Annotated in this window: 16 protein-coding genes, 1 tRNA gene and 1 pseudogene; 4 read left to right on the top strand and 14 right to left on the bottom strand. The window is 73.2% G+C overall.

All coding sequences use genetic code 11. The annotated features are described in order from the left end of the window. Positions 1-203 precede the first annotated feature (203 nt). On the top strand, positions 204-1,670 hold the full coding sequence (locus ACTT8P_RS05885) for a GH1 family beta-glucosidase (RefSeq protein WP_442830449.1): 1,467 nt from the start codon (positions 204-206) through the stop codon (positions 1,668-1,670). 237 nt (positions 1,671-1,907) lie between these two features. Then, the gene (locus ACTT8P_RS05880) at positions 1,908-2,966 is read left to right on the top strand and encodes a LacI family DNA-binding transcriptional regulator (protein ID WP_442830448.1); all 1,059 of its coding nucleotides are present in this window, start codon (positions 1,908-1,910) and stop codon (positions 2,964-2,966) included. An 18-nt stretch (positions 2,967-2,984) separates the two neighbouring features. Here the strand turns inward: ACTT8P_RS05880 and ACTT8P_RS05875 are convergent, their stop codons facing one another. The 5 genes from ACTT8P_RS05875 to ACTT8P_RS05855 form a co-directional block, all read right to left on the bottom strand. Then, positions 2,985-4,241 carry an RICIN domain-containing protein gene (locus ACTT8P_RS05875; RefSeq protein ID WP_442830447.1) on the bottom strand — a complete coding sequence of 419 codons (1,257 nt, stop codon included), beginning with the start codon at positions 4,239-4,241 and terminating at the stop codon, positions 2,985-2,987. Positions 4,242-4,278: 37 nt separating this feature from the next. Next, a complete protein-coding gene (locus tag ACTT8P_RS05870) occupies positions 4,279-6,783 on the bottom strand; it encodes a hypothetical protein (RefSeq protein WP_442830446.1) in 2,505 nt (834 codons plus the stop codon). 244 nt (positions 6,784-7,027) lie between these two features. Beyond that, positions 7,028-7,100, bottom strand: a tRNA-His gene (locus ACTT8P_RS05865). Between the two features lie 84 nt (positions 7,101-7,184). Continuing rightward, on the bottom strand, positions 7,185-7,787 hold the full coding sequence (orn, locus tag ACTT8P_RS05860) for an oligoribonuclease (protein ID WP_442830445.1): 603 nt from the start codon (positions 7,785-7,787) through the stop codon (positions 7,185-7,187). An 89-nt stretch (positions 7,788-7,876) separates the two neighbouring features. After that, entirely contained in the window at positions 7,877-9,097 is a 1,221-nt protein-coding gene (locus tag ACTT8P_RS05855; RefSeq protein WP_442830444.1) for a helix-turn-helix domain-containing protein, read from the bottom strand. Between the two features lie 832 nt (positions 9,098-9,929). Here ACTT8P_RS05855 and ACTT8P_RS05850 point away from each other — a divergent pair. Continuing rightward, positions 9,930-10,457 carry a universal stress protein gene (locus ACTT8P_RS05850; RefSeq protein WP_361159953.1) on the top strand — a complete coding sequence of 176 codons (528 nt, stop codon included), beginning with the start codon at positions 9,930-9,932 and terminating at the stop codon, positions 10,455-10,457. 139 nt (positions 10,458-10,596) lie between these two features. Here the strand turns inward: ACTT8P_RS05850 and glmS are convergent, their stop codons facing one another. Then, the gene (gene glmS / locus ACTT8P_RS05845) at positions 10,597-12,414 is read right to left on the bottom strand and encodes a glutamine--fructose-6-phosphate transaminase (isomerizing) (protein WP_442830443.1); all 1,818 of its coding nucleotides are present in this window, start codon (positions 12,412-12,414) and stop codon (positions 10,597-10,599) included. Positions 12,415-12,428: 14 nt separating this feature from the next. Continuing rightward, a complete protein-coding gene (locus ACTT8P_RS05840; RefSeq protein WP_442830442.1) occupies positions 12,429-12,686 on the bottom strand; it encodes a hypothetical protein in 258 nt (85 codons plus the stop codon). A gap of 165 nt (positions 12,687-12,851) precedes the next feature. Here ACTT8P_RS05840 and ACTT8P_RS05835 point away from each other — a divergent pair, with 165 nt between their 5' ends. Further along, complete coding sequence (locus ACTT8P_RS05835; protein WP_442830489.1) at positions 12,852-14,414, top strand: purple acid phosphatase family protein; 1,563 nt, start codon at positions 12,852-12,854, stop codon at positions 14,412-14,414. A 1-nt stretch (position 14,415) separates the two neighbouring features. On the opposite strand, the gene ACTT8P_RS05830 is transcribed toward ACTT8P_RS05835, so the two are convergent. The 7 genes and pseudogenes from ACTT8P_RS05830 to ACTT8P_RS05800 form a co-directional block, all read right to left on the bottom strand. Further along, complete coding sequence (locus ACTT8P_RS05830; RefSeq protein WP_442830441.1) at positions 14,416-15,288, bottom strand: DUF4429 domain-containing protein; 873 nt, start codon at positions 15,286-15,288, stop codon at positions 14,416-14,418. Positions 15,289-15,334: 46 nt separating this feature from the next. Beyond that, the gene (locus tag ACTT8P_RS05825; RefSeq protein WP_442830440.1) at positions 15,335-15,805 is read right to left on the bottom strand and encodes a GNAT family N-acetyltransferase; all 471 of its coding nucleotides are present in this window, start codon (positions 15,803-15,805) and stop codon (positions 15,335-15,337) included. Further along, positions 15,789-16,805 (bottom strand): annotated as a pseudogene (locus tag ACTT8P_RS05820) (pyridoxal phosphate-dependent decarboxylase family protein); the annotation flags it as partial. The gene ACTT8P_RS05825 and the pseudogene ACTT8P_RS05820, both read right to left, overlap by 17 nt. Before the next feature lie 166 nt (positions 16,806-16,971). Further along, positions 16,972-18,015: an ABC transporter substrate-binding protein gene (locus ACTT8P_RS05815; protein WP_442830439.1), complete on the bottom strand. Its 1,044-nt coding sequence runs from the start codon at positions 18,013-18,015 to the stop codon at positions 16,972-16,974. A gap of 77 nt (positions 18,016-18,092) precedes the next feature. Continuing rightward, complete coding sequence (locus ACTT8P_RS05810) at positions 18,093-19,253, bottom strand: acyl-CoA dehydrogenase family protein (protein ID WP_442830438.1); 1,161 nt, start codon at positions 19,251-19,253, stop codon at positions 18,093-18,095. 5 nt (positions 19,254-19,258) lie between these two features. Then, positions 19,259-20,179: a hydroxymethylglutaryl-CoA lyase gene (locus tag ACTT8P_RS05805; RefSeq protein ID WP_442830488.1), complete on the bottom strand. Its 921-nt coding sequence runs from the start codon at positions 20,177-20,179 to the stop codon at positions 19,259-19,261. An 8-nt stretch (positions 20,180-20,187) separates the two neighbouring features. Further along, positions 20,188-22,101 carry an ATP-binding protein gene (locus ACTT8P_RS05800; protein ID WP_442830437.1) on the bottom strand — a complete coding sequence of 638 codons (1,914 nt, stop codon included), beginning with the start codon at positions 22,099-22,101 and terminating at the stop codon, positions 20,188-20,190. Positions 22,102-22,110 lie beyond the last annotated feature (9 nt).

The raw sequence follows: 22,110 nt of genomic DNA, 5'->3' as shown, positions 1-22,110 counted from the left end.
CCGGTCGATCCGCCGAGCCGGCCGGTCCGCCGAGCCGGCCACCACCGGCAGGGCCCGCCGTGCAGGCGGGCCCTGCCGGTGCCCCGGGTCTCGTACTCGCGCCCCGTACACCCCGCCGGCCTCCCCGCCCGGCCCCCCACCTCACATCCCTCCCGTCCCTCCCGTCCCTCACGTCCCTCACGTCATTTGGGAGCGTCCTCACCATGACCGCTGTACGACCCGAGACCACTGCCCGGCCGGCCTCCGGCACCTCCTTCCCGGCGGACTTCGTCTGGGGCACCGCCACCGCCGCCTACCAGGTGGAGGGCGCCGCCGCCGAGGACGGCCGCACGGCCTCCATCTGGGACACCTTCAGCCACACCCCCGGCAAGGTCCGCAACGGCGACACCGGTGACATCGCCGCCGACCACTACCACCGGTACCGCGACGACGTGGCCCTGATGAAGGACCTCGGCCTCAAGGCGTACCGGTTCTCGGTCTCCTGGTCCCGGGTGCAGCCCACCGGCCGGGGGCCCGCCGTCGAACGCGGCCTGGACTTCTACCGCCGGCTCACCGACGAACTGCTGGCGGCCGGCATCACCCCCGTCGCCACCCTCTACCACTGGGACCTGCCCCAGGAACTGGAGGACGCGGGCGGCTGGCCGCAGCGCGAGACCGCCGACCGGTTCGCCGAGTACGCCGGCATCATGGCCCGCGCCCTCGGCGACCGGGTCGGGGTGTGGACCACCCTCAACGAGCCCTGGTGCAGCGCCTTTCTGGGCTACGGCTCCGGCGTGCACGCCCCCGGCCGCACCGACCCGGCCGCCGCCCTGCGCGCCGCCCACCACCTCAACCTGGCGCACGGCAAGGCGATCGGCGCGCTGCGCGCGGACCTGCCGGCCACCGCGCAGACCTCCATCACCCTCAACCTCCACCAGGTGCGCCCGCTCACCGCCGGCGCCGAGGACGTCGAGGCGGCCCGCCGCATCGACGCGGTCGGCAACCGGGTCTTCACCGGGCCGCTGCTGGACGGCGCCTACCCCGCGGACCTGCTCGCCGACACCGCGCACATCGTCGACTGGGGGCAGCTGGTACGCGACGGCGACCTGGCCGAGATCTCCCGCCCCATCGACCTGCTCGGCGTCAACTACTACGCGCCGACCGTGGTGTCGATGCCGGCCGCCGGCACCGACACCACCGCCGGCACCAAGAACGACGGCCACGGCGCCAGCGACCACTCCCCGTGGACCGGCTCCGAGCACGTTTCCTTCCACCTCGCCAACGACGACCTCACGGCGATGAACTGGGCCATCGACCCCGACGGGCTGCACACCCTGCTGACCGGCCTGGCGAAGGCGTACCCGGACCTGCCGCTGATGGTCACCGAGAACGGCGCCGCCTTCGACGACTACATCTCCCCCGAGGGGGTGGTGAACGACCCGCAGCGGATCGTTTACCTGCACGCCCACCTGGACGCCGTGCGGCGGGCCGTGGCCGACGGCGCGGACGTCCGCGGCTACTTCCTGTGGTCCCTGCTGGACAACTTCGAGTGGTCCTACGGTTACTCGAAGCGCTTCGGCGCCGTCTACGTCGACTACGCCACCCAGCGCCGCGTCCCCAAGGCCAGCGCCCACTGGTACGCCGACGTGATCCGGCGCAACGCCCTGCCGGCGGCCGGCGCGGGACGGTAGCGGGGCCGGCGCGGGACGGCAGCGGGGACGGCGCGGGCCGCGGCAGCCCACCGCGACCGCGGCGGGCCGCGGCAGCCCGCCGGCTCGCCGCCGTCGCCCGCCGTCGCCCGCCGCGTCGCGCCCCGAGACCCCCGGTAAGGTCGGACGGTCAGAGACGACCCGGGCCGGAGTCCCTGGGCTTCAGGCCGGCTAGCCCGTCGAGTTCTGGCCGACAGCTGTGAAGGGAAGGTGGCGACCATGGTGGTCGGCGAGGGGCGGAGCAGCCGGGGCGTGCGGCGGCCGACGCTGGAGGAGGTCGCCGCCCGCGCCGGAGTCGGCCGCGGCACCGTCTCCCGGGTGATCAACGGTTCCCCCCGGGTGAGCGACGCGACCCGCGCGGCCGTCGAGGCGGCGGTCGCCGAACTCGGCTACGTCCCGAACACGGCCGCCCGCGCCCTGGCCGCCAACCGCACCGACGCGATCGCCCTGGTCGTCCCCGAACCGGAGACCCGGTTCTTCTCCGAGCCGTACTTCTCCGCCATCCTGCGCGGCGTCGGGTCCGAGCTGGCCGACACCGGGATGCAGCTGCTGCTGATCTTCGCGGGCAGCGACCGGGAGCGGCGGCGGCTCGCCCAGTACCTCGCCGCCCACCGGGTGGACGGCGTCCTGCTGGTCTCCGTGCACGCCGACGACCCGCTGCCCGACCTGCTCGCCCAGCTGGAGATTCCCGCCGTGATCAGCGGCCCGCGCTCGGCCGCCGAGTCGCTCGCCTCGGTCGACTCCGACAACTACGGCGGCGCCCGCTCGGCCGTCGAGCACCTGATCTCCCGGGGCCGCGGCCGGATCGCCCACATCACCGGCCGGCTCGACGTCTACGGTGCCCAGCGCCGCGTCGACGGCTACCGCGACGCCCTGCGCGGAGCCGCCCTGGAGCTGGACGAACGTCTCATCGAACCGGGCGACTTCACCGAGGAGGGCGGCCGCCGCGCGATGACCGAACTGCTGCGCCGTCGCCCCGACCTGGACGCGGTGTTCTGCGGCTCCGACGTGACCGCGGCCGGCGCCCGCCAGGCGCTGCGCGAGGCCGGCCTGCGCATCCCCGAGGACGTCGCCCTGGTCGGCTACGACGACTCGGCCATCGCCCGCCACATGGACCCGCCGCTGACCAGCGTCCGCCAGCCCATCGTGGAGATGGGCCGGGCCATGATCGACCTGCTGCTCACCGAGATCGCCGACCGCCGCCCGGCCGCCGCCCGCGGACCGGAGCGGCAGCAGGCGGTCCTGGCCACGCGGCTCGTGGAGCGCAAGTCGTCCTGACCGTCAGGAGAAGACCGGTCAGGAGAAGACCCAGCGCTGCGCGGTGTACTCGTTCTCCCCGCAGGTCATCACCTGGAGCCGGGCGTCGTCACCGGCGCTCTTGCCGCCGTTCACGCCCAGGCACAGGTTGCTGACGAGATTGCGCAGCGCGTACGTGCCGCCCGCGCGCGGTTCCAGGTACCAGAGCTGGTTGTCCGCCCGGGTGGTGTTGCAGTGGTACTCGGCCAGCTGGGTGCCCTTGCCGACACTGCCGTAGTTGGGCAGGTCGAAGCAGAGCCCGTCCTTGACGTTCTTGACGACGAACAGGCTCGCGCCGTCCGGGCCGCCGCTCGCCTCCACCACGTTCAGGTTCCACTGCTGGTTGTCGGAGCCGCCGTCCCGGCAGATGTACTGCGTGACGGGACCGTCGACCGACCCCTTGCCGTAGGCGGGCAGGTCGGCGCACTTGCCGGTCGCGGTGTTCTTCAGCAGGACGGCCGACTGGCTGGAGGCGGCGTTGGCCAGCTCACGGGCGGTGGGCCCGGCCGCCTTCTTGGTCGTGGCCGTCGTCTTCTTTTTCTTCGTCTTCGCGGCCGCGGTGGTCTTCTCGGCGGCCGGCTCCTTCTCCTCCGCCGTATTCTCGGCGCCCTGCGGCGCGGCCCGCACCCCGGCGGGCGACGGCGACTTGGAGGCGGCCGCGGACTTCGACGGGCTGGGCGAGGGGGACTCGGCCGCGTAGTCGGCGGGCAACTCGTCACCGGCCGTGCCCGGATCGAGCGTCGTACCACCGACGGGCGCGGTGGCGACCGACCGGTCGTCGTCGTCCCCGAGCGCGGCCATCACCAGGAACGGTACGGAGATCAGCAGCGCGCCCGCGATGCCGGCCGCGGCCAGCAGGGGGCGCCGGGGGCGGCCCGAGGGCTGCTCATCGGGCTCCGCGGCGGCCTTGTCGACGCCGGGGAGCGGACTGGGGGCGGCCTCGGCGACGGCCACGGCCACGGGGGCCTCGGCGGCCTGCCCGGCAACCGGCTCCGGCTCCGCCTGCCCGTCCTGTGCCTTCTCCTCCTGTGCCTTCTTCTCCTGTGCCTTCTTCTCCTCCTCCTTCTTTTTCTTCTCGGGCTGTTCGGTGCGGGGCGCGGGCTCCGCCGCCGGGGCCGGGGGAGTGGCGGTGGTGGCGGGGACGCGTGGGCTGAGGGCGGCGCCGGGGTCCGGTCCGGGATCCGGTACGGCCACCGCCCGCCGGACGGCGACGGGGGACGCCGGCTCGGAGGAGGGCGGTTCGTTCTGACGTGGCATGAACACTGCTCCTTGTCGAAGGGTGGGAGGTGCGGTGTCAGGGCGCGCCGACCGGACCGGCGCACCGGTCCGGCCACGCGCCCGTGCCGGGCGACGTGCGGTCCGCCAGGGCGTGGTCCAGGCGGGCGAGCGCGGTCTCGTCCGCGTCTTCCAGCACGGTGGACGCGGTGGGTACGTCGGGCAGCTGGCGCAGCAGGACCAGCGGCCCCGAGGCGCCGGCCGCCCGGACGCCGAGGACCTTGAAGGCGGTGCCCGGCGCGAAGACGACCTCGTCGGGCGCGTCCGGCAGTTGTCCGACGCGGCGGCCGGTGATGGACCAGATCGCGAAGCCGACGCCCGCGACCGGCTCCGTACGCCCCGGACCGAACGGCAGCCCGCTCAGCGGCGCGGGGTCGCGCAGCACCTGCCCCGGCCGCAGCGTGTCGAGCCCGGCCGCGTCGCCGCGTCCGCGCAGCACGGCACCGCGGTACGCCGGCAGCCGGGCGAGTCCGGACGCCAGACAGCCGGCGTACGGCACGAGGCGCTCCGCGCCCGACCGCAGGGACTGTGTCAGCGCCCGGTGGCCCAGCGGTCCGTCGTCGTCCTGGAGGTACAGCCGCAACGCGACCAGGTCGGCCCGCGCCACGTCCTGCCGCCCCCACCGGGCCCCGGCCAGCGCCCGGAAGGCGGCGCGCTCGGGGGCGGTGCTGCGGTGCCGGGGGGAGACGGGGACGTCCGGGAGGGGGAGGGCGGCGGGGCCCGGACCGGGCTCGGCGACGGCGGCGCGCTCGGGTACGGCGGCGGCGGTCGGCTCGGACGCCGATTCCGCGACCCGTTCCGCCGGCGGTTCGGGGGCCTTCGGGGCGGCGGGGGCGCCGGCCCCCGCCCGGCTCTTCGGTATGGCCGGTAGCCGCGGCGCGCTCCGCGCGGTTCCGGTCACCGGCGCGGCCGGGACGGACGCGACCGCGGCCGTCGCCACGGGACCGGCGGGACCGGCGGAACCGGACACCCCACTGCCCACGGGGGCGCCGGCCACCGGGGCCGGGCGCGGGGCGCTGGGAAGCGCCGTCGACCCGGTCGCGATCGGCGACGGCGGCTTCGCCGCTCCCGCCGGTGCCGTGGCCGTGGTCGTGGTGAAGCGGATGACGCGCAGGGCGTGGTCCGCCGCCAGCGTGCGCAGGGCGAGGCCGCCGTCGGGCGGGGTGGCGTGGACGTGCAGGGTGGTGCGGGTGCGCAGGTCGGCCGGGAGGCGGCCGAGGAGGCGGGACAGCACCGGCCAGAGCGAGTCGTCGAGCCGGTCGCCGCTGACGCCGATCTCGACGGTGGGGCCCTCGGAGCTCACCGGGCGGGCGCTCCAGGGCGGCGGCGGACCGTCCCGGCGGTCCACCCACAGCCCGGCCCGGGTGATCGTGGCCCGCCACGTGTCGGAGAGGTGCAGGACGCCGTCCTCGGGGCCCCGGGGGTCCGGCAGCGGCGAGGTCCAGCGCAGCAGCCGGGGAGCCGGAGCGGGGCCGGGGGCGGCGGCCGGGCCGTCGGGTCCCGGGGCCGGCCGGGCCGGGGCCGGCGGCGGGCACAGTACGGCGTCCACGAACGGCAGCCAGCGCGCCGCCCCGTCCGGCCCGACCAGCACGGACCGGACGCCGTACGTGCCCAGCGGGCTGTCGGCGGCGAAGAGCGGGACGCCGGTGGAGACCTCCACCTCGGCCTTCAGCTCCGTAGCCACCGCGCGGCCCAGCGGCAGCAGGTCGCGCCGCCCGCCCGGGGCGAGCCGGACGCCGGCGCGGACGGCGGCCGGCAGCGCGGCGAGCACCTCGGCCACCTCGCTCGCCAGGACGTCCTCGCCCCACGGCACCCCGACGATCACGGCGGGCCGCTTGGGGTCCACGGGTACGGCGTGGAACAGGTCACCGGGCCGGGCCGCGGTCGCCTCGGCGGGCCGGATCAGCAGACCGGCCGGTATCTGCTCCACCACGCAGCCGTCCGAGGTCCGCGCGGGCGCCCCGCGCAGCGCGGCCTGCCAGTGCGGGGCGGGGGTGCGCGGCCCGAGCATCGCGGGCCGCTCGCCCGGCGCGAACCGCCACCAGCCGCCGTCCCCGGGCGGTACGAAGACCGAGCCGCCCGGCACCACGAGCACCGGCCCGTCGGGGGCCTCGACCGTCAGCCCCCAGGCGTCGGCGATCCGGCGGGCCGGGGCGGGCCGGTCCGGCCGGTCGAGTCCGGCACCGGACAGCACCAGCCGCACGGACCGGGTGCCGGCCTCCCGCAGCGAGTCGAGCGACTCGCTCAGCCGGGACCAGAGCGCCGCCGACGCGTCCGCCCCGGCGGCCGCCACGATCGTGACGGTGTCCGGGCCGGCGGCGCGCAGGGCGCGGGCCAGGTCGGTGACGTCGGCGGCGAGCAGGGTGTCGTCCGTGGGCAGGCGTAGCAGGAGCAGGCCGTCGTGGTCCTCGACGAGGACGCGCGGCCCGGCCGGTTCCCCGGCGGCCGGGGCGGGCCCGTCCCGGTGCTCCGGCGCCCGCGGGCCGGCCCGCCGCCGGGCCCGGCGACCGCTCCAGAGGCTCACCTCGTCTCCCCCGCCAGCCTTCTTCCGACGCACCCGAACCCCATTCCAGTCCAGCCCCACCAGTCCAGCCCACAGCAATGGTCACTCAACCCGACCAACTGTGGACACTACTGGTTGCGCTCGAGCGTCAGAACGGTGAACTGCTGTTCCTGCCCTCGGGGTTGGCGGGAAGGGAACGGAAGGGCAGCCGAACGCGACGAAGCCCCTGATGCGCGTCTCCGCGCATCAGGGGCTTCCCTGTCAGGGTGAGTGACGGGACTTGAACCCGCGACTTCCTGGACCACAACCAGGTGCTCTACCAGCTGAGCTACACCCACCATGACCGGTGCTGGGATTCCGTCTGGTTTCCCCGACCGGCCGAGAAAAAGTGTACAGGGTCCGAAGGGGTGCTCGCGCCCGCCTTACTCGGCGCGCACGACATGCCTGGCCGCGATGGCCTTGGCGGTCTCGGAGTCGGGGCCGGGCTGGGGGACGAAGACGGCCTCGCGGTAGTAGCGCAGCTCGGCGATGGACTCGCGGATGTCGGCGAGCGCGCGGTGGTTGCCGTTCTTCTCCGGACTGTTGAAGTAGGCCCTCGGGTACCAGCGGCGGGCCAGCTCCTTGACCGAGGAGACGTCGACGATCCGGTAGTGGAGGTAGTCCTCCAGGGTCGGCATGTCGCGGAGCAGGAAGCCGCGGTCGGTGCCGACGGAGTTGCCGCACAGCGGGGCCTTGCCGGGCTCCTTGACGTGTTCCCTGACGTACGCCAGGACCCGTTCCTCGGCGTCGGCCAGCGTCGTGCCGTGCTCCAGTTCGGTGAGCAGGCCGGAGGCGGTGTGCATCCGGCGCACCACGTCCGGCATGGTCAGCAGGGCCTGGTCCGGCGGGCGGATGACGATGTCGACGCCGTCGCCGAGGATGTTCAGCTCGGAGTCGGTGACGAGGGCGGCCACCTCGATGAGCGCGTCGTCGGACAGCGAGAGGCCGGTCATCTCGCAGTCGATCCACACCATGCGATCGTTCATGCGAACACCCTACGGCTGACGTCAGCTTTTCAGTCCCCCGGTGTCTGTGTGGGCCCCGTGGGGGCCCACACAGACACCGGGCCGCCGGGTCAGGGTGCGCTGCGCTGGCCCGGGAGGCTGGGGCGGGGGCCCGCGTAGGCCTCGCGGTCGGCGTCGGCGGGGGCGTGGTGCGGGGCGGGGCGGCGGGTCTGGAACGGTACGCCGCCCTCCGGGTGCGGCGGGGCCGGGTGCGCCCCGGCCGCCTCGGCCGCGACCGGGGCCCGCTCACCGCTGTCCGCCGGGCGGTCGGCCCCCGGCCGGCGGGCCCGGTACGCGGCCCGGTAGGCGGCCGGGGAGGAGCCCAGCTGGCGGCGGAAGTGGCCGCGCAGCGCCACCGGCGAGCGGAAGCCGCAGCGGCCGGCCACCTCGTCCACCGAGTAGTCGGACGTCTCCAGCAGGCGCTGCGCCTGGAGCACCCGCTGGGTGATCAGCCACTGGAGCGGGGCCGAACCCGTCAGCGAGCGGAACCGGCGGTCGAACGTACGACGGCTCATGTACGCGCGCGCGGCGAGCGTCTCCACGTCGAACTGCTCGTGGAGGTGCTCCAGCGCCCAGGCGACGACCTCGGCCAGCGGGTCGGCGCCGATCTCCTCCGGTAAAGACCGGTCCAGGTAGCGCTCCTGGCCGCCGCTGCGGCGCGGTGGCACCACCAGGCGCCGGGCCAGCGCGCCGGCCGCCTCGTTGCCGTGGTCGGTGCGCACGATGTGCAGACACAGATCGATGCCGGCGGCGGTGCCGGCCGACGTCAGCACGTCGCCGTCGTCCACGAACAGCTCGCGCGGGTCGACGTGCACCGACGGGTAGCGCTTGGCCAGCGTCGGCGCGTACATCCAGTGCGTGGTGGCCGGGCGGCCGTCCAGCAGCCCGGCCGCGGCCAGCACGAACGCGCCGGTGCACAGGCCCACGATGCGCGCGCCCTCCTCGTGCGCCCGGCGCAGCGCGTCCAGCGCCTCCTCCGGCGGCGGTGAGGTGATCGACCGCCAGGCGGGCACCACCACGGTGCCGGCCCGGGAGATCGCCTCAAGACCCTGCGGCGCGGTCAGCTCCAGACCTCCCGTGGTCCTGAGCGGGCCGTCCTCGCCGGCGCAGACCAGCAGCCGGTAGCGCGGTACGCCGGCGTCCTGCCGGTCGATACCGAACACCGACAGCGGTATGGAACTCTCGAAAATGGGGCCGCCGCTGAACAGCAGCACCGCGACGATCTCCTTGCGGCGTCGCCCGGAGAGTTTCCGGGACGCGGCTTCCGGCGCGGCAGTGGAGTCGTGGCTCATGCTGCTAAGCCCCCCTCGGTGGTCGCGGCGCCCTGATCCTTTCGGGTCTGTCGCTCCAACACGTTTCCCCTCGGTCCTGCACGAGTCCCCCGCCGTAGACAGTCAAGATCGAATCTACTGTGTCCCGTCGCGCCGGGATGGCCGGTTCGGCACTTGGGACATTGTCGACATGGCAACTTGGCGTGAAGCATTCGATCACGAAGCGTTGCACTCCCGGGCGCCGCAGGGAAGTGCGCCTTGTGACGGTGGCCAATCCCCGTAGGGTGCGCAGGGGCTCCGAGACCCTTTCCGTGCAGGTGGAACGGGGATTGGGGGGTGGTCCGGGGCGGGGATGCGCCATGTGTCGAAGTTGGCTGAAAAGAAGCGGGCGCGGGTACGGAAACCGGTCAGGCGACCGGTGCGCTTTCCCCGATGTGCCGCCCGCTCCCGCGCGCCCCCGTTTCCGTACCCGCGACCGTCCCGTCGCCGGCCCCGGCCGCCGGGCGGCGCGCGCGGGAGGCCCCGCACCACAGGAGCACGACCGGGACCAGGAGGCAACCGAACGCCGCCCGGCGGGCCGGACCGGTACCTCGGACGACCGTACGAGGGGCGTACGCGCGCGTGAATCCTGTGTGAACCGCCTGTACAGCGCAGCAACCATTGCGTAACGGGCGCCCCCTCGTGCATGCTCCGGGGAACCCCGGCGGGCAGCCCGCCGGGAACCGGGTGAAGGAGGCGTGCCGCCGTACCCTTGGGGGTATGGGGTTGGGAAGACGATTCCCGGACACTGATGCGCACACCGCTCCGCCGCACCCTGTCGGCCCACATAAAGGATCACAACGCCGAGACAGCCATGGCCGGTCACGAATTCTTCGAACCCGCGGACCGCAAGCGGCCGGTCGCCGATCCGACGGCGGCCGATCCCCTGGCGGAGCCAGAGCCACGCCACGCGTGCGACCCCGCCTTCAAGCACGGTGTCGTCGTGGGCTTCGACGGCTCCACGTCCAGTGAACGCGCCCTCGCGTACGCCATCGGCATGGCGCTGCGCCAGGCCCAGGGCCTGATCATCGTCCATGTGGCCAACCGGCTGCCCACCACGGTGTGGGCGGGCTGCGAACCACCCGTCTTCGTGGACGTGCCGGACCACCGCACCGAGGTGCTGGGCCTCGAGCTGGCCTGCGCGGACTATCTCGCCGAGGTGCCGTGGATTCTCGTCGAGCGGGGTGGCGACATCTGCCACGAACTCGAAGAGGTGGGGCGGGAGTACGAGGCCGACGCGATTGTCGTGGGTTCCACCCACGGGCTCGTCGGGCGGCTTTTCGGGTCGGTTGCGGGGAGGCTGGCCAAGCGGGCGCAGCGGCCGGTTGTGGTGATTCCCTGACAACAGGGTGGCCCCCTGCGTGTGTTGGCACACGTGGGGGGCCACCCTGTTGTCTTGCCTGTGCGGGTGGTTCGTGGTTGCTCGCGCCCACGCGGCGGAGCCGCACATCGATACAGCCCCGCGCCCCTTCGGGCGCTTCTTACTCCACCGTCACTGACTTGGCGAGGTTGCGGGGCTTGTCGATGTCCCGGCCCAGGGCCAGCGCCGTGTGGTAGGCGAGGAGTTGGAGCGGGATGCCCATCAGGATGGGGTCGAGTTCGTCCTCGTTCTTCGGGACGACGACGGTGTGGTCGGCCTTCTCCTGGTGCTGGTGGGCGACGGCGAGGATCTGGCCGCTGCGGGCCTTGATCTCCTCCATCGCGGCGCGGTTCTTCTCCAGCAGGTCGTCGTCGGGGACGATCGCGACGGTGGGCAGGGCCGGCTCGATCAGGGCCAGCGGGCCGTGCTTCAGCTCGGAGGCCGGGTACGCCTCGGCGTGGATGTAGGAGACCTCCTTGAGCTTCAGCGACGCCTCCCGGGCCACCGGGTAGCCCCGGACGCGGCCGATGAAGAGCATCGAGCGGGCCTCGGCGTACTCGGCGGCCAGCTTCTTGATCTCCTCCTCCTGCGCCAGCATCTCGGAGATCTGGCCGGGCAGCTTGCGCAGCCCCTCGATGATCCGCTTGCCGTCGCGCACCGACAGGTCGCGGGTGCGGCCCAGGTGCAGGGCGAGCAGCGCGAAGGCGACCGTGGTGTTGGTGAAGCACTTGGTGGAGACCACGCAGACCTCGGGCCCCGCGTGCACGTACATGCCGCCGTCCGCCTCGCGGGCGATGGCCGAACCGACCACGTTGACGATGCCGAGCACCCGGGCGCCCTTGCGCTTCAGCTCCTGCACGGCGGCCAGCACGTCGTACGTCTCGCCGGACTGGGAGACGGCGACGTAGAGGGTGTCGGGGTCGACGACGGCGTTGCGGTAGCGGAACTCGGAGGCCGGCTCGGCGTCGGCGGGGATGCGGGCCAGCTCCTCGATCATCTGGGCGCCGATCATGCCCGCGTGGTACGAGGTGCCGCAGCCGAGGATCTTGACCCGGCGGATCCGGCGGGCCTCGCGGGCGTCCAGGTTGAGGCCGCCGAGGTGCACGGTGGAGAAGCGGTCGTCGATCCGGCCGCGCAGCACCCGGTCGACCGCCTCGGCCTGCTCGTGGATCTCCTTGTGCATGTAGGTGTCGTGGCCGCCCATGTCGTAGGAGGCGGCCTCCCACTCCACGGTGGTCGGCTCGGAGGTGGTGCGGGTGCCCTCGGTGGTGTAGGTGCGGAAGTCGTCGGCCTTGAGGGTGGCCATCTCGCCGTCGTCGAGGGTGACTATCTGCCGGGTGTGGGCGACCAGCGCGGCGATGTCGGAGGCGACGAACATCTCCTTCTCGCCGATGCCGAGGACGACCGGGGAGCCGTTGCGGGCCACCACGATGCGGTCGGGGAAGTCGGCGTGCACGACGGCGATGCCGTAGGTGCCCTCGATCAGCCGGAGGGTCTCGCGGACCCGGTCCTCCAGCTTCTCGGCCGCCGAGCGGGCGATGAGGTGGACGAGGACCTCGGTGTCGGTCTCCGAGAGGAACTCGACGCCGTCCGCCTCCAGTTTGCGGCGCAGGTCGGCGGCGTTGTCGATGATGCCGTTGTGCACGACGGCGACCTTGTGGTCGGCCGACAGGTGCGGGTGGGCGTTGGCGTCGGAAGGGGCGCCGTGGGTGGCCCAGCGGGTGTGGGCGATGCCGGTGGTGCCCTTGAAGCGCGCCGGGACCTTGGCCTCCAGGTCCCGGACCCGGCCCTTGGCCTTGACCATCTTCAGACCGGCCGCCTTGGGGGCGGTGACGACGATGCCCGCCGAGTCGTAGCCCCGGTACTCCAGGCGCTGGAGGCCCTCCAGAAGCAGGGGCGCCACATCACGCCTGCCGATGTAACCGACGATTCCGCACATAAAAACGCTGTCCCTCAGCCGTAGACGACGCGGCGCAGTTGACGGAGCGTCAGCTCCGGTGGTGCGACCGCCCGGTATGCGAGTTCCGCCTTGATCCGTTCGAAGATCGTCGCGTTCACCAGGCCCTGGGCCTGGAGCTCGCGGTGGCGGCGACGGACGTACTCCTCGGTCGTCTCGTCGAAGTAGGCGAGCACGTCCTGGACCACGCGCAGCGCCTCGCCCCGGTTGAGGGGCGTGGACCGCGTCAGATGATCAACGAGTTCGTCGTGCACCCGGTAGATCCTGGGGGACGAAAGGCGCCTGTGCAAGAAACCTGCCCGAATTCGGGCAAGAGCCTGTTGAAACTCTCATGGGAGGCTGTTTGCCGCCTGTCCATCCTGTGGCCGAAAACTCGTTGCCTCGGGAGACGAGTTTCAGACGCCATGGACATACCTCGTATGGGCGTTCCCGAGCAGCTGGCCGCGCGGATGAGCATGGCCGAACAGCACGAGTACCTGCGCTCCAAGTTCTCGCGCCGCACGCTGGTGCGGGGCGGCGCGGTCACGCTCGGTGCCGTCGTCGGCGGCGGCTACGTGGCGGGCGGCGCCGCCCAGGCCGCCACGCCGGCCTCGTCGAAGGCGAGCACCGAGACCGTCGACGGCGCCCTGGTCGCCCCCTTCGGCCGGCACCTGGCCTACGGCACCGACCCGCGCACCGAGATGACCGTCTCCTGGCAGGTGCCGGTCGCCGTCAAGAAGCCGTTCATCCGGATCGGCGCCCACCCCTGGGACCTCTCCCGCAAGATCGACGTCGAGGTCCGCACCCTCTACACCCCGGCCGGCGTCGGCGCCAGCGGCGACTACACGCAGTACTACCTGCACGCCAAGCTCACCCACCTCAAGCCCGGCCGGACCTACTACTACGGGGTCGGCCACGCCGGCTTCGACCCGGCCGAGGCGCACCTCGCCGGCACCCTCGGCACCTTCACCACCGCCCCCGCCAAGGCCGAGCCGTTCACCTTCACCGCCTTCGGCGACCAGGGCGTCAGCTACCACGGCCTGGCCAACGACGCGCTGATCCTCGCCCAGAACCCGGCCTTCCACCTGCACGCCGGCGACATCGCCTACGGCGACCCGGCCGGCCAGGGCAAGGCCACCGACGCCGGCTTCGACTCCCGGGTCTGGGACCAGTTCCTGTACCAGACCGAGTCGGTCGCCAAGCAGGTCCCGTGGATGGTCGCGTACGGCAACCACGACATGGAAGCCTGGTACTCGCCCAACGGCTACGGCGGCGAGAACGCCCGCTGGGAGCTGCCCGGCAACGGCCCCGACCAGGACAACCTGCCCGGCGTCTACTCCTTCGTGCACGGCAACACCGCGGTCATCTCGCTGGACGCCAACGACATCTCCTTCGAGATCCCGGCCAACCTCGGCATCTCCGGCGGCACCCAGACCACCTGGCTGGAGCGCAAGCTCAAGTCCTACCGCGCGGACAAGGACATCGACTTCGTCGTCGTCTTCTTCCACCACTGCGCCTACTGCACCTCCACCGCGCACGCCTCCGAGGGCGGGGTGCGCGACGAGTGGGTGCCGCTGTTCGAGAAGTACACCGTGGACCTGGTCATCAACGGCCACAACCACGTCTACGAGCGCACCGACGTCATCAAGAACGGCGAGGTGGTCAAGAAGCTCCCGATCGGCGGCACCGCCTACCCCGAGACCGAGGGCGTCGTCTACGTCACCGCGGGCGCGGCCGGCAAGAGCCTGTACGCCTTCAGCGCCGACGAATCCTACGAGGGCAACGTCAAGGACAACGAGTCCGTCGCCTCGTTCATCTGCGTCGACGGCGGCAAGCAGAGCGAGACCGTCGCCTGGTCGCGGGTGCGCTACCTCGACTACTCCTTCCTGCGGGTCGACGTCACCCCGGCCGCCAAGGGCCGCACCGCCACCCTGAAGGTGCGCGGCATCGCCGAGACCGGCGAGCAGGTCGACCACTTCACCGTGGCCCGCAAGGCGAAGTAGCTCACATCCGCTTCAGTACCGCCGTCTTGGCCAGCGCGAACTCGTCGTCGGTCAGGACGCCGTCGCGGTGCAGTTCGCCCAGTTCCCGCAGCCGGCGCAGCAGGGCGTCGTGGTCGTCCTCGACGGGGGCGGGCGCGGCGGGCTGCCCGGCGGCGGGGGACCGGTCCGGGCGAGTCGCCGGGTGCGGCAGGCGGGCCTGCACCGCGGCGGCCACCAGGGCCATCAGGGGGTCCTTCTTGAACCCCCACAGCTCGATGGCGTTCGGGTCGTACTTGGGCGGTGCCTTGGTCGGCGTGCCGCGCACCGTGAACCGCAGATGCCCGTTGTCCAGACCGATCGACGGCAGCCACTGGACGGCGGTGATGTCGGCCAGCGGCAGCACCCGGGTGCCGGCCGCGACCTTGGCGTCCTCCGTCTTCCAGTTCCACTCCAGCCGCACCCGCTCGCCGTCGAAGCTCGCGGAGCCGTCCCCGGCGGAGACGGAGAGCGGTACCGCCGGACCCGGCAGCAGGTACGCGCCGACCGGATCGGCCGGCACCCCGTCCAGGAGCAGCGCGCCGCGCACCTCGTCGGTGAAGTACTCGGCCACGCCGTAGCGGTCGGCCTCGACGATCAGCTGGTACGGGTCGTGCGGCTCGGTGAGCCGGCCGCCGGTGGCGTGCAGCAGTGGATCGGCGCCGTCGCGCAGCCTGAGCCGCAGCCGGCCGGCCTTCTTGCCCTGCTCGAACGAGATCCCGGCCAACGCGCCGAGTGGTACGACGAGTTCGCCCAGTTCTCTGCGGAGCAGGCCGACGTTCTTGTCCCGGCCGGGCGTCAGGCGCAGGGCGTCCCCGTCGAAGGCCCAGGTGCCGTCCTTCTGGATGATTTCCGCCATACGGGGATTGTCTCCCGGCGGGTGCCCCGCCCGGGAGGGCGCCGGTTCAGACGGCCGCCGCGGCCGTCCCGAGGAACTCTTCCCGGGTGCAGAAGGTGAGGAGGGAGGCGCGCTCGGACCGCTCGCCGGGCAGTTCCGGGGTGACGACGCGCCGGACCGCCGGGTCCCGGAAGAGGCGGGCCAGGGCGGCGCCGAGGAGGAGGCCGCGCGCCGGGACCAGGGCCGGCGCGGGCAGCAGCCGCATGCCGAGGTCGCCGGGCTCGGCCTCGTACACGCCGGCCGGGTCGTAGGTCACCATCAGGAAGGCGGGCCGGCCGGCCCGCAGGGCGAGCAGCGGCCGGTGCTGTTCGTCGGCGGCCATCCGCATGCAGGCCCGTTCGACCTCCACCAGTTTCGCGTTCGGCCTGAGCCAGCAGGCGGCGGCTCGGGGGTGGGTGACCCAGCGGTGCACGAGGGCGGAGTCCCGCAGCGGGTCCAGGGCACGGAAGACGAAGGGCGGTTCAGCTCGCGCGGACAAGTCGCTCTCCCAGATAGCGCTCGGCGTGGCCGGCGATCAGATCGAATACGGCGGTCAGGTCGGCCGGGGTGGTCGCGGGGTCGAGCAGGGTGAGCCGCAGGTAGTGCCGGCCGGCCACCTCGGCGCCCGCCACCACCGGGTCACCGGCGGCGAAGAGGGCTTTGCGGGCGTACAGGTTGGCCCGGTCGATCCGGGCCGGGGCGGTCACGGCCGCCGGGATGTAGCGGAACACCAGCGTGGACAGGGCGGGTTCGGCGACCACGTCGAAGCGGGGGTCGGCGGCGAGCAGTTTCCAGCCCTCGGCCGCCAGGTCGCACACCTCGTCGAAGAGCTGTCCGACGCCGTCGGTGCCCAGGATCCGCAACGTCCGCCACAGGTGCAGGACATCGGGGACGGCGGGGCGGACCGCGGGGTGCGCGGCGGTGTGCCGCAGTACGGCCGCGTCCCGGACCAGCAGGGCGGCCGGGCCGGCCGGCTGGAAGAAGGCCGTGCCGTAGTCGACGGCGACCGAGTCGGCCCGCTCGACGCCGGCCAGCCGGTCCCGGTATTTCGCGGAGGCGAACAGTCCGCAGCCGTGGCCGGCGTCCACATGCAGCCACGCGCCGTACCGCGCGCACAGCGCGGCCGTCTCCGGCAGCGGGTCGATGGCGCCGAGGTCGGGGGTCCCGGCGGTGGCGACGACGGCCGGCGGGACCAGGTCCGCGCCGAGGCAGCGCTCCAACTCGCGGGCGAGGGCCACGGTGTGCATCCGGTGGTGGCGGTCGACGGGGACCGGCACGACGGCGCCCGGACCGAGACCGAGCGCGCGCGCCGCTTTCCGTACGCCCAGGTGGGCGGCCGCGGAGACCAGGACGCGGAGTTTCCCCGCGGCTTCGGGGGCCGTTCGGGCGCGGGCCAGCAGCAGGGCCTGGCGGGTGGACTCGGTGCCGTCGGAGGTGAACATCCCGCCGGCGAGGGGGCCGAGGCCGGCCTGGGCGGCCGTCCAGTCGATCAGTTTCCGCATGTGGGGGCACTTTCGGGGAGTTACTGAGCTTCTCGCACCAGCGAGTTGCTTAGGTAAGGCTAACCTAACTAACTCTTCTCGCTCTGGCAACAGCCCCCCCCCGGAAACGCGTCGAGCCGCCACGTCCGGGGAGGACGGGCGGCTCGTGCGGGACGGGGAGGGGTCAGCTGACCTTCTTCGCCTTCTCGATGGCCTCGGCCAGGTTGGTGAGCAGCGGCGTGCACTTGTCGTAGGACAGGATCGGCTCGGGGGAGCGCGAGATGACCTGGCCGGCCTTGACCGCGGGCAGCTTCTTCCAGGTGCCCTCGGTGATGTCGGCGGGCTGGATGGTCGAGGAGCGGTCGTCCATGATGATCACGTCGGCCGGGTACTTGTCGACGTTCTCCCAGCTCAGCGACTCGAACCAGCCGCCGGTCGCCTTCTTGGCGGACTCCGGGGGCTCGACGAAGTTCACCCCGAGGGCCTTGAAGTACTCCAGGTCCACGGAGAGGTTGGTGCCGGAGACGTAGAACAGGTCGGGGCTCGCGGAACCGGCCAGCACCTTGATCTCGGGGCGGGCCTTGGCGGCCTTGCGCAGCCGCTCGGCGGCGGCCTCGAAGTCCTTCTTCGCCTGGACGGTCTTGGCGGCCGTCAGGTCCGCGCCCAGCGACTCGGCCAGCTCCCACATCCGCTGGAGCGGCTTGGTGAGCTGCCGGTCGAAGACGGAGATCGCGACGCTCGGCGCCAGCTTGGCGATCTTGTCCTTGGACTCCTCCGGCACCGACCACAGGGTGCCCGCGTCGTCGAACGTGGTGGTGATCAGCACCTCGGGGGCGAGGGCGGCGTACTTCTCGACGTTGAGCTTGCCCCAGGCGTTGCCGAGCACGGTCACCTTGCTGACGTCCATGTCGCCGGCCTGCACGTCGGCCTTGCCGTCCTTCGTCGTCGTCGGGCCGAAGACGCCCTTGACCTGGACGCCGTAGTCGTACAGGGCGGCGGCGACTCCGGTGAAGGCGACGATGCTCGTGGGCACCTGGTCGAGCTTCACCGTGGTGCCGCGGTCGTCCTTGAACGTCCAGGGGCCGGACTTGCCGGTGCCTGCCCCGTCCGCCGAGCCACTGTCTTTGTCGTCGCTCCCGCAGGCCGTGAGCGCGGCACCGAGGCCGAGGGCGCCGCCGGCCGCGAGGATGCCGCGGCGGCTCAGGAAGGTGGCTCTGGCGTTGGACATGGCGTGGCTGCTTTCAAACGGAGCGGAGCGTCCGCCGATCACTCGAACGGACATTTCGAAGGCAGGGTAGCCTAACCTCAGCTCACCAGTCCCAGCTCCCGGGCGATCAGCATCCGCTGCACCTCGCTGGTGCCCTCGCCGATCTCCAGGATCTTGGCGTCCCGCCACATCCGGGCCACCGGATACTCGTTCATGAACCCGTACCCGCCGTGGATCTGCGTGGCGTCCCGGGCGTTGTCCACCGCGACCGTCGACGAGTACAACTTCGCCAGCGCCGCCTCCTTCTTGAACGGCTCGCCCGCCACCAGCCGGGAGGCCGCGTCCCGCCAGGCCAGCCGGGCGGTGTGCGCCTTCATCTCCATGTCCGCGACCTTGAACTGGATGGCCTGGTTGGCCCCGATCGGCCGCCCGAAGGCGTGCCGCTCCTTGGCGTACTTCACCGACTCGTCCACACAGCCCTGCGCCAGACCGGTCGCCAGCGCCGCGATCGCGATCCGGCCCTCGTCCAGGACGCGCAGGAACTGGGCGTAGCCCCGGCCCTGTTGGCCCAGCAGGTTGGCGGCCGGCACCCGGACGTCGTCGAAGGACAGCTCCCGGGTGTCGGAGGCGTTCCAGCCGACCTTCGAGTACGGCGGGGCGACGGTGCAGCCGGGGGTGCCCGCCGGCACGATGATCGAGGAGATGCGAGGGGCGCCGTCGGGTGTGCGGCCGGTGATGGCGGTGACCGTGACCAGGCCGGTGATGTCCGTACCGGAGTTGGTGATGAAGCACTTGGTGCCGTTGATCACCCACTCGCCGGCCGGCTCGTCCAGCCGGGCCGTGGTCCGGGTGGCGCCCGCGTCCGAGCCGCCGTCCGGCTCGGTCAGCCCGAAGGCGCCCAGGATCTCGCCGGCGCACAGCCTCGGCAGCCAGGTCCGCTTCTGCTCCTCGGTGCCGAAGAGATGGATCGGCATCGCGCCCAGCGAGACGCCCGCCTCCAGGGTGATGGCCACCGAGGAGTCCACCCGGGCCAGTTCCTCCAGGACGACGCCGAGGGCGAGGTAGTCGCCGCCCATCCCGCCGTACTCCTCGGGGAAGGGCAGTCCGAACAGCCCCATCCGGGCCATCTCGCGGACGATCTCGTAGGGGAACTCGTGCCGCTCGTAGAAGTCGCCGATCTTGGGGGCGACCACGTCGTGCGCGAACTCCTCGACGGTGCGGCGCAGTTCGTCCAGTTCGGGGGAGAGCCGGTGGTCCATGCTGATCACTGGTCCTTGTGGGAGAGAGCGCGGACGGTACGCGACGGACTGGGCCGGTTCAGGTGGGCGGCCATCCAGACGCTGGTGGCGACGAGCCGGTCGAGGTCGACGCCGGTGTCGATGCCGAGGCCGCGCAGCATCCACACCAGGTCCTCGGTGGCCAGGTTGCCGGTGGCCGACTTGGCGAACGGGCAGCCGCCGAGGCCGCCCGCCGAGGCGTCGACGGTGCTGACGCCCCGCTGGAGCGCGGCGAGGGTGTTGGCCAGGGCCTGGCCGTAGGTGTCGTGGAAGTGGACGCCGAGGGCCGCTACCGGCACGCCCTGGGCGGTCAGCTCGTCCAACAGGGCGGTGACGTGCCCGGGGGTGGCGGCCCCGATGGTGTCGCCGAGGCTCAGTTCGTCGCAGCCGAGGTCGAGCAGCGCCCGGCAGACCCGGACCACCTGGGGGACCGGGACGGCGCCCTCCCAGGGGTCGCCGAAGCACATCGACAGATAGCCGCGCACGTGCCCGCCGGCGGCCTTGGCGCGGGCCACCACCGGCGCGAACATGGCCAGCGACTCGTCCACCGTGCGGTTGAGGTTGACCTTGGCGAAGGACTCGGTGGCACTGGCGAAGACGGCGACCCGGCGGGCGCCGAGGGCGAGCGCCCGGTCCAGGCCGCGTTCGTTGGGGACCAGCACCGGCAGGGCGACCGGGAGCGCGGCGACCTGCGGGAACAGCTCTTCCGCGTCGGCCAGTTGGGGCACCCACCCGGGGTGCACGAAACTGGTCGCCTCGATCGTGGTCAGCCCCGACTCGGCCAGCCGGCGCACGAAGTCGGCCTTGACGGCGGTCGGGACGGTCGCCCGCTCGTTCTGGAGGCCGTCGCGGGGGCCGACCTCGTGGATGCGGACGCGGGCCGGCAGGCCGGCCGCCGGGACGGTCATGGGCAGGGTCACGGGATCTCCTCGGCGGGGGCGATGACGGCCAGCACCTGGTCCATGGCGACCGTCGTGCCGGGGGCGACGTCGAGTTCGGTGACCGTGCCGGCGTGCGGGGCGGAGATGACGTGCTCCATCTTCATCGCCTCGACCACCAGCAGGCTCTGCCCGGCGGCCACCTCGTCGCCGACGGCGGCCTTCACCACCGTCACCGTGCCCGGCATCGGCGCGGTCAGCGAGTCGGCGCCCGCGTGCGCGGCGCGGGTGAGGGAGGCGGCGACCGGGTCGTGGTCCCGCACCTGCCAGGCGGCACCGTCCCGGCCGAGCCAGTCGCCGGCCCGGTGGAAGGTGTGCCGGACGCCGTCCAGGGTGACGGTGACGGTGTCGTCGGCGACGGTGTGGGTGCCGCGCGGGGTGTACTCGACGGGATCGCCGACGCGCAGGTGGAAGGCCGGCGGCTTCGGCTCCCCGCCCAGCCGCCACCCGCTCGGCACCGCGAACGGGTCCGTCCAGCCGTCGCCCTTCGGGGTCAGCGCGTCCAGCCGGACGGCCGCCGCCGCCTCGTACACCTCCTCCGGTACGCCGGTGACGACCAGGTTCGCCACCTCGCGCTCCACCAGCCCGGTGTCCAGGTCGCCCGCCACCACCGCCGGGTGGGCCAGCAGCCGCCGCAGGAACGCGGCGTTGGTCGGCACCCCCAGCGTCACCGTCTCGGCGAGCGCCGCGCGCAGCTTGCGCAGCGCCGTCGCCCGGTCCGGGCCGTACGCGATCACCTTGGCCAGCATCGGGTCGTACCGGCTGCCCACCTCAGTGCCCTCGGTCAACCCGGAGTCGGTGCGCACCCCGTCGCCGTGCGGTTCGCGCAGCCGCAGCACCGTGCCGCCGGTCGGCAGGAAGCCCCTGGCCGGGTCCTCCGCGCTGAGCCGGGCCTCGACCGCGTGGCCGGCGAGCCGGACGTCCCGCTGGGCGAAGCCGAGTTCCTCGCCGGACGCGACCCGCAGCTGCCACTCCACCAGGTCGAGCCCGGTGACGTACTCGGTGACCGGGTGCTCCACCTGGAGGCGGGTGTTCATCTCCATGAAGCAGTACCCGGCCGGGTCGGCGCCGGGCACGATGAACTCCACCGTGCCCGCGCCCCGGTAGCCGCAGGAGCGGGCCGCCTGCACGGCCGCCGCGCCCATCGCGGCCCGGGTCTCCTCGTCCAGGAGCACACTGGGCGCCTCCTCGACGATCTTCTGGTGCCGGCGTTGCAGCGAGCACTCGCGCTCGCCCAGGTGCACGACGCCCCCGTGGCCGTCGGCCAGCACCTGGATCTCGATGTGCCGGGGCCGGTCGATCCACCGCTCCACCAGCAGCGTGTCGTCGCCGAAGGAGGCGCGGGCCTCGCGGCGGGCCGCGGCGATCTCCTCGTCCAGCGCCGCCAGGTCCCGCACCAGCCGCATGCCCTTGCCGCCGCCGCCCGCCGACGGTTTCAGCAGCACCGGCGCGCCGAGCGCGCGGGCCGCCTCGGCCAGGTCGGGGTCGCGGCCGCCGGGGACCACCGGCACGCCGGCCGCCGCCACCGTCTCCTTGGCCCGGATCTTGTCGCCCATCAGCGCGATGGCGTCGGCGGGCGGCCCGACGAAGACCAGCCCGGCGGCTTCGCAGGCCCGCGCGAACTCCGCGTTCTCCGCCAGGAAGCCGTATCCCGGGTGCACCGCCTGGGCGCCGGTGCGCTCGGCGGCCACCAGCAGCCGCGAGATGCTCAGATAGCTGTCGGCGGCCGGCGCCGGGCCGATCCGTACCGCCGTGTCCGCCTCCCGGACGTGCCGGGCGCCGGCGTCGGCGTCGGAGAAGACGGCCACCGAACGCACCCCCAGCGCGCGCAGCGTCCGGATCACGCGAACGGCGATCTCGCCCCGGTTGGCCACCAGCACGGTGTCGAACATGACGTGTCC

Origin of the sequence: Streptomyces sp. JW3 (assembly GCF_052216785.1) — a bacterium.
In the GTDB taxonomy this organism is placed as follows: Bacteria; Actinomycetota; Actinomycetes; order Streptomycetales; family Streptomycetaceae; genus Streptomyces.
This window is presented reverse-complemented; position numbering and strand designations above follow the sequence as displayed.

Coding starts and splice junctions, on each gene's coding strand:
- ACTT8P_RS05880 (WP_442830448.1), top strand. CDS start 1,908: ATGGTGGTCGGCGAGGGGCGGAGCAGCCGGGGCGTGCGGCGGCCGACG.
- ACTT8P_RS05800 (WP_442830437.1), bottom strand. CDS start 22,101: ATGTTCGACACCGTGCTGGTGGCCAACCGGGGCGAGATCGCCGTTCGC.
- ACTT8P_RS05885 (WP_442830449.1), top strand. CDS start 204: ATGACCGCTGTACGACCCGAGACCACTGCCCGGCCGGCCTCCGGCACC.
- ACTT8P_RS05810 (WP_442830438.1), bottom strand. CDS start 19,253: ATGGACCACCGGCTCTCCCCCGAACTGGACGAACTGCGCCGCACCGTC.
- ACTT8P_RS05875 (WP_442830447.1), bottom strand. CDS start 4,241: ATGCCACGTCAGAACGAACCGCCCTCCTCCGAGCCGGCGTCCCCCGTC.
- orn (WP_442830445.1), bottom strand. CDS start 7,787: ATGAACGATCGCATGGTGTGGATCGACTGCGAGATGACCGGCCTCTCG.
- ACTT8P_RS05830 (WP_442830441.1), bottom strand. CDS start 15,288: ATGGCGGAAATCATCCAGAAGGACGGCACCTGGGCCTTCGACGGGGAC.
- glmS (WP_442830443.1), bottom strand. CDS start 12,414: ATGTGCGGAATCGTCGGTTACATCGGCAGGCGTGATGTGGCGCCCCTG.
- ACTT8P_RS05850 (WP_361159953.1), top strand. CDS start 9,930: ATGGCCGGTCACGAATTCTTCGAACCCGCGGACCGCAAGCGGCCGGTC.
- ACTT8P_RS05835 (WP_442830489.1), top strand. CDS start 12,852: ATGGGCGTTCCCGAGCAGCTGGCCGCGCGGATGAGCATGGCCGAACAG.
- ACTT8P_RS05805 (WP_442830488.1), bottom strand. CDS start 20,179: ATGACCGTCCCGGCGGCCGGCCTGCCGGCCCGCGTCCGCATCCACGAG.
- ACTT8P_RS05815 (WP_442830439.1), bottom strand. CDS start 18,015: ATGTCCAACGCCAGAGCCACCTTCCTGAGCCGCCGCGGCATCCTCGCG.
- ACTT8P_RS05855 (WP_442830444.1), bottom strand. CDS start 9,097: ATGAGCCACGACTCCACTGCCGCGCCGGAAGCCGCGTCCCGGAAACTC.